Here is a 6889-nt window from a genome sequence, read left to right on the forward strand (position 1 = left end):
CATCCGCGATCGTGCCGCCCGGCACGGGGCCCAGCGCTTCGAGCCGCGCGCGCAACCGCGCGGCGCGCGCCGCGTCGTCCTCGGCAGCGAAGCGGCGCAGCGCGACCATCAGGCCGATGATCTCCTCCTTCCCCGTCTTGCAGGACCGGCCGATGCCGTGATGGGGCAGGCGCGGCGGCGCGGCGTTGCCGGCGAATTCGGGGGGCAGGCGGAACTGCGGCTCCGGCAGGTCGAGGTCGAGCATCTGCAGCAGCGCGGAGCAGACCAGGTCGCGCCGGCCCGCGAGGATGCCGCTCGACTGCGGCCCGCCGATCGCCTTGCCGCCGGAGAAGGCAACGAGGTCGGCGCCCTCGTCCAGGAAGCGGCGCAGGTTGGCGGCAGGCGGCAGCTGCGCGGCCGCGTCCACGAGCACCGGCAGCCCGGCATCGTGCGCAACGCGCGCAACTTCGGGCAGCGGCGGCTCGCTCCAGGGCTGCGCGACCCAGAGCACGCCCGCCGTCTGCGGACCGAAGGCCGCAGCGAGCTCGGCCGCGGAGGCATCGCGCACGCCCGCGCCGCTGAAGCGGTCGGGGATCCCGACCTCCACCAGCCGCCCGCCGGCCACGCGGATCGCGCGGTCGTACATGTTGCGCTGGCTGCGGGCGATGACGAAGTCGCGGCGCTCGGCCTCGGGCAGCGCATCCATCGCGGCCGCGTCGAGCCGGGCCATGCACGCGGCGGCGCCCAGCAGCAGCGCCGCGGAGGCGCCCGACGTGACGATCCCGGCCTCGGCGCCCGTGACCTCCGCGATGACGCGCGACGCCGCGGCCTGCAGTTCGAGGATATCCACGCAGGCCGTCGCCGCCTCGGCCATCGCCGCGGTGACCTCCGCGTGCATCATCCCGCCCGAGAGCCGTGTGTTGGTGCCGGCCGCGTTGATGATCGGCGCGGCGCCGAGCGTGTCGTAGATCATCGGACCCCGATGGCCGGCGGGCGCAGCCCGAAGGTCTGAATCGGCGTCCCTGCTCATCGGGTCAGCACGCGCTGCACCGCGTCCTTCCACAGCGCGTACCGCGCATCGGCCTCGGCGCGCGCCATCCGCGGCGTGAAGCGGCGTTCCAGCCGCCAATGCGCGACCGCCGGGCCGGGCGGCGGCAGCAATCCGGCCTGCAGCCCGGCCAGATAGGCCGCACCCAGCGCCGTCGTCTCCCGCACCTCCGGCCGATCCACCGGCGCGCCGAGCAGGTCCGACAGGAACTGCATCGTCCAGTCCGAGGCGACCATGCCGCCATCCACGCGCAGCACGCGCCCTTCCCCGCCCGCGCCCCAATCGGCCTCCATCGCCTCGATCAGGTCGCGCGTCTGGAACGCCACCGATTCCAGCGCGGCGCGCGCGATCTCGGCCGGGCCGGTCCCGCGCGTGAGGCCGAAGATCGCGCCGCGCGCCTCCGCATCCCAATACGGCGCGCCGAGGCCCACGAAGGCTGGCACGAAGACCACCTTCTGGGCCGGGTCGGCGCGCTGCGCCAAGGGACCGCTCTCCGCCGCATCGGAGAAAAGCTTCAGCCCGTCGCGCAGCCATTGCACAGCAGCGCCGGCGATGAAGATCGCGCCTTCGAGCGCATAGGTCCGCTGCCCGCCGAGCTGCCAGGCGAGGGTGGTGAGCAGACGGTTGCGCGACACCACGGGCGCATCCCCGGTGTTGAGCAGCGCGAAGCACCCGGTGCCGTAGGTGGATTTCACCATGCCCGGCGCGAAGCAGGCCTGGCCGAGCGTCGCGGCGTGCTGGTCGCCCGCGATGCCGCGCACCGGCACCGCGGCGCCGAGCAGCGCGGGATCCGTGGTGCCGAACTCGCTCGCACAGTCGCGGATTTTCGGGAGGACGGCGCGCGGGATGCGGAAGATCCGCAGCAGCTCCTCGTCCCAGTCGCCCCGACGGATGTCGTAGAGCATGGTGCGGCAGGCATTGGTCGCGTCGGTCGCGTGCACCCGCCCGCCGGTCAGCCGCCACAGCACGAAGCTGTCCACCGTGCCGAAGGCCAGGTCGCCGCGCTCCGCGGCCGCCCGCGCGCCGGCCACGTTGTCCAGCATCCAGGCGAGCTTGGTGGCGGAGAAATAGGGATCGCAGAGCAGGCCGGTGCGCGCCGTGATCGCCTCCGCCGCGCCCTCTGCGCGCAGCCGCGCGCAGTGATCGGCGGTGCGGCGATCCTGCCAGACGATGGCGCGGTGCACCGCGCGGCCGGTCGCGCGGTCCCACAGCACCGTCGTCTCGCGCTGGTTGGTGATGCCGATGCCAGCGACGTCGCCCGCCCGCGCGCCGCCGGCCGCCAGCGCCTCGCGCAGCACGGCGAGCGTCGCCTGCCAGATCTCCTCCGGCTCGTGCTCCACCCAGCCCGGCGAGGGGTAGTGCTGCTCGAGCGGGACCTGCGCAGTCGCGCGCGGCGTGAGCGCCGCGTCGTGCAGGATCGCGCGGGTGGATGTCGTGCCCTGGTCCAGGGCGAGCAGGGCGTCCTTCATCGTGGCCTCCCGCGCCATCTTGGCGGCTGGCGGCGGGGGTGGCCAGATGCGGGCATGGCGACGCTGAAACTCTACGAACTCGCCGGCGCCGATCCGGCGCGGCTCCTCAGCCCCTATTGCTGGCGCGTGCGCTTCGCCCTCGCGGCGAAGGGCCTGGAGGCCGAGACGATCGTCTGGCGGATGACGGAGCGGGACCGGATCGCCGCCCATGGCGCGCAGAAGGTGCCGGTGCTGCTGCACGGCGAGCGCGCCGTCGCCGAATCCTTCGGCATCGCCGAATACCTCGAGGACACCTTCCCCGACCGCCCCAGCCTGTTCGGCGGCGCCGGCGGCCGCGCGCTGGCGCGCTTCGTCAACGGCTGGGCCGAGGCGACGCTGATGGCCGGCCTCGCCCGCCTGATCATCGCCGACATCCCGAAGGTGCTGACGCCGGAGGACGCCGCCTATTTCCGCGCGACCCGGGAGCCGCGCTTCGGCATGGCACTGGAACGCGTTCAGGAAGATCGCGAAACGAAGGTCGAGGCGTTCCGCCAGGCGATCCACCCGCTGCGGATGACGTTGCGCAGCCAGCCCTTCCTGGGCGGCGACGCGCCGCTGCAGGCCGACGCCATCGCCTTCGGCCCGTTCCAATGGGCGCGCGTCACCAGCCCCTTCCGCCCGCTCGCCCCCGATGACCCGGTCGAGGCCTGGCGGCAGCGCATGCTCGACCTGCATGACGGCATGGCGCGTCGCGTGCCGGCCTTCTACGACTGAGGGGACCCGGGCATGACCTTCTCGCTCATCGGCCGCTGCGCGCGCACGGGCCAGTTCGGCGCCGCGGCGACGACCTCCTCCCTCGCGGTCGGCGCTCGGGTGCAGTTCGTGGCGCCCGGGGTGGGGGCCGTGCTGACGCAGCACCGCACCGATCCGCGCCTCGGCCCGCGCGGCTTGGCGCTGCTGCGCTCCGGCTGCACGGCGGAGGAGACGGTGGCGGCGCTGGTGGCCTCCACGCCCGATCACAAATGGCGCCAGCTCGCAGCCATCGACGCCGCCGGGCGTACCGCTCATTTCCACGGGGCCCGGGTGAAGCCGGAATCGGGCGCCGCGCATGGGCCGGACGTCATCGCCATCGGCAACATCCTCTCCAGCGCCGCGGTGCCGCAGGCGATGGCCGACGCCTTCGCCGCGGATCCCGCGCTTCCGCTCGCCGAGCGCCTGCTGCGCGGCCTGGAAGCCGGCGAGGCGGCGGGCGGCGAGCATGGCGACGTCCGCTCCGCCAGCCTGCTGGTCTTCGGCGATCACGATTTCGCGCTGGTGGATCTTCGCGTCGACGGCGATGCGGCGCCGATCCCCCGTCTGCGAAGCCTTTGGGAGGAATACGCGCCGCTGGTGGACGCCTACGTCGTTCGTGTCCTAGACCCCGACAACGCGATCGTCCTGTAGGATAGCCGATGCCCGTCCTGAACCGCCTTGCCGACCTGCAGCCCGAGATGGAGGGCTGGCGGCGCGACTTCCACCAGCACCCCGAGCTGCGCTTCGAGGAGCACCGCACCGCCGCCCGCGTCGCGGAGCTCCTGCGTTCCTGGGGCCTCGAGGTGCAGACCGGCATCGCCACCACCGGCGTCGTCGGCACGCTCCGCGCCGGCAGCGGCTCCCGCTCCATCGGGCTCCGCGCCGACATGGACGCTCTGCCGATGACCGAGGCGACCGGCCTGCCCTACGCGTCGCAGACACCGGGGAAGATGCATGCCTGCGGCCATGACGGGCACACCACCATGCTGCTCGGCGCCGCGAAGTACCTCGCTGAAACGCGCAACTTCGACGGCACCGTCCACTTCATCTTCCAGCCCGGCGAGGAAGGCGGCGCCGGCGCGCGGGTGATGATCGAGGAAGGCCTGTTCACGCGGTTCCCCTGCGACGCGGTCTATGGCCTGCACAACGACCCGACGCTGCCCTTCGGCGAGGCCGACATCCGCGACGACGTGATGATGGCGGCCTCCGACCGCTTCTACATCACGATCAAGGGCCAGGGCGGCCACGCCTCGCGCCCGCATGCCTGCCTCGATCCCATCGTGGTCGGCGCGCAGATCGTGACCGCCCTGCAGACCATCGTCGCCCGCCGCGTCGACCCGCTGGAGAGCGCGGTGATCAGCGTGACGCAGTTCCACTCCGGCTCGGCGGAGAACGTGATCCCGGACGAGGCGATGCTGCTCGGCACCGTCCGCACCATGACGCCGGGCGTGCAGGATCTGGTGGAGGCCGCGATGCGCCGCGTGGTGGAGACGACGGCCGCCGCGCACGACGCGGTGGCGGAGTTCCGCTACAAGCGCGGCTACCCGCCCACCGTGAACCACGCCGAGCAGGCCCGCCGCGCCGCGCGCGCCGCCGAGACGGTGCTCGGCGGCGGCCGCGTCCACCGCGACAAGCCGCCGGTGATGGGCGGCGAGGATTTCTCCTTCATGCTGCTCGACCGGCCCGGCGCCTACATCAAGCTCGGCCAGGCCGCCGGCGCGAAGGGCGCGGCGGAGGTCCACACCGTGCAGTACGACTTCAACGACGACCTGCTGCCAGTCGGCGCGAGCTTCTTCGCCACCCTGGTCGAGCAGGAACTGCCGCGCGGCTGAGGCGGCTCGGCGGGGCGCCTCAGCGCTTGCAGCTCGGCGCCACCTCGATGACCGCATAGCGGTCGTTGCGGAACACGATGCCGGGCGACGTGGCGCCCGCCATCCGCTCCGGGGTCTCCACCAGGTAGCCGATGCCGTTGCGGCAGGCATGGGCGATGGCCGCGGCGACGGTATCCAGCGCACGGGCCTCCATCCGCCGCGCGTGCCATTCCTGATGGTAGTGCGGCGACCACTGCACCGCGCCGCCGCGCTTCCAGTCGTACCAGACGCGCCGCCGCGCCCAGACCTGGAGGTTGTGCGAATGCGGCGGCTCGGCGGCGGCGGGCACGAAGATGATCGCATCCGGCGATGTGCGCGCGGCCAGCCACAGGCCAGCCTCGCGCATCGCGGCCTGCCCGGCCTCGCGCTCCTGGCGGACTTCGGCAAACTGCGCATGGCGGACCGGCACGATCGCGGCGAGGAGCAGCAGCGCCAGCACCGGCAGCGCGACGCCGAGCCGCGCCTGCCCGGCGAGCCCGCCCGCCACACGGTCGGCCAACCGGGCGCCGGGCAGCACGGTCCACCGCCCTTCCTCCCACCGCTGCAACACCAGGACGGCGAGCAGCGCCACCATCGCCAGCAGCACCATGCGCAGCGTGCCCCAGGCCAGGCAGAGCAGCGCGAACCCCCCGAGGATCCGGCGCAGCGGCGCGAACCGCCCCGCGCCCGGCGTCCAGGCTTCACGCGTCGCCGCCGCCACCGCCGCCAGCATCGCCACCAGCGTGACGAGGCCGGAGGAGATGCGCAGCGGATGCAGGTTCAGCAGGGTCAGCGACTCCGTGACGTAGGGAAGCAGTCCGGACGCGACGAACAGCCCGACATAGCCGAGGAACGCCGCGAGCAGCACGCGCGCCGGTGCCCCGAGCGCCAGCAGCGCCCCGATGCCGGCGACGATCGCGGCCGCCATCCACAGCTGGTCGCGCCAGGGCGCCGCGCTGACCCAGAAATGCTCCGGCCAGTAGTTCAGCAGGAAGTCGCGGCCGTCGAAGCCCGCCGGCGCCGGCGGCTGCGTCGCCAGCATGCCGTAGAACCAGTAGAGCGTCGGCGCCCCGATCAGCAGCGCGAGCCCGAGGCCGGCGAGCCAGCGCAGCACCAGCCGCCGCTGCCCGGCCCGGTCCGTCGGCCATAGACCGAGCGCGCCCGCCGCGAGCCCCACGCCATGCGAGGCGGCGATGAAGCCGTTGATGCCGAAGGTCACGCCGTTCGAGGCGACGGCCGCCACCACGCGCCCCCGCGACAGCCACAGCAGCGAGAGAAGGATCACCGGCCAGGTCATGCCCGAATGGCTGAAGAACCAGTAGTAGAGGTCGTGTCCGCCGACGCGGGAGGTGCGGTGCAGCGCATCCGTCACCGCGAGCGCCAGCAGCGCGGCGGCGAGCGCGCCGGCGCTGCGCACCCCGAGGTGGCGCAGCAGAAGCGCCATCGTCAGCAGCATCAGGAAGCGCGAGACAAGGTGCAGGCCGGTCACGGTCGCCTCGGTGCCGAAGGTCGGCGCGACGAGTGCGGCGAAGGACCACACCCAGGACGCGAAGTAGCGCAGCGTCTGGACGAAGGTGTCGTCGGCGAAGGCGGGCTCGTCGAACCAGCGCTCGACGAAGGGAATCTGGAAGATGTTGTTCGACCAGCCGTAGACGAAGCCGCCGAGCCACACGGTCAGCGCGGCGGCGAGCGCGGCGAGCGCCACCACCGCCGGCAGGCCGGCCTCGGCGGTGCGCGAACGCGGCTCGGCGCGCGCCGGGTCGACCGCCCGC

The 6889-nt window shown here is 73.4% G+C and carries 5 protein-coding genes and 1 pseudogene; 3 read left to right on the forward strand and 3 right to left on the reverse strand.

The features are described 5' to 3' along the window. Both L2I40_RS15915 and glpK read right to left on the reverse strand, forming a co-directional pair. Positions 1-952: pseudogene (locus L2I40_RS15915) on the reverse strand (hypothetical protein); the annotation flags it as partial. A 53-nt stretch (positions 953-1005) separates the two neighbouring features. Then, positions 1006-2496, reverse strand: coding sequence for a glycerol kinase GlpK (glpK, locus tag L2I40_RS15920; RefSeq protein ID WP_237216181.1), 1491 nt, complete (start codon positions 2494-2496; stop codon positions 1006-1008). Between the two features lie 54 nt (positions 2497-2550). Between glpK and L2I40_RS15925 the strand changes: the two genes are divergently transcribed. From L2I40_RS15925 to L2I40_RS15935, 3 genes are read left to right on the forward strand one after another with little or no spacing between them, the layout of a single operon-like run. After that, positions 2551-3249, forward strand: a complete 699-nt coding sequence (locus L2I40_RS15925) for a glutathione S-transferase family protein (RefSeq protein WP_237216182.1) — start codon at positions 2551-2553, stop codon at positions 3247-3249. Between the two features lie 12 nt (positions 3250-3261). Then, a complete protein-coding gene (locus L2I40_RS15930; RefSeq protein ID WP_237216183.1) occupies positions 3262-3918 on the forward strand; it encodes a DUF1028 domain-containing protein in 657 nt (218 codons plus the stop codon). An 8-nt stretch (positions 3919-3926) separates the two neighbouring features. Next, positions 3927-5099 (forward strand): M20 aminoacylase family protein, encoded by a 1173-nt coding sequence (locus L2I40_RS15935; RefSeq protein ID WP_237216184.1) that lies wholly within the window; start codon positions 3927-3929, stop codon positions 5097-5099. A gap of 19 nt (positions 5100-5118) precedes the next feature. Here L2I40_RS15935 and L2I40_RS15940 read toward each other — a convergent pair. Next, the coding region (locus tag L2I40_RS15940) for a hypothetical protein (RefSeq protein WP_237216185.1) at positions 5119-6889 on the reverse strand (1771 nt) is incomplete at its 5' end.

This window comes from Falsiroseomonas oryziterrae, from assembly GCF_021864505.1.
GTDB lineage: Bacteria > Pseudomonadota > Alphaproteobacteria > Acetobacterales > Acetobacteraceae > Falsiroseomonas > Falsiroseomonas oryziterrae.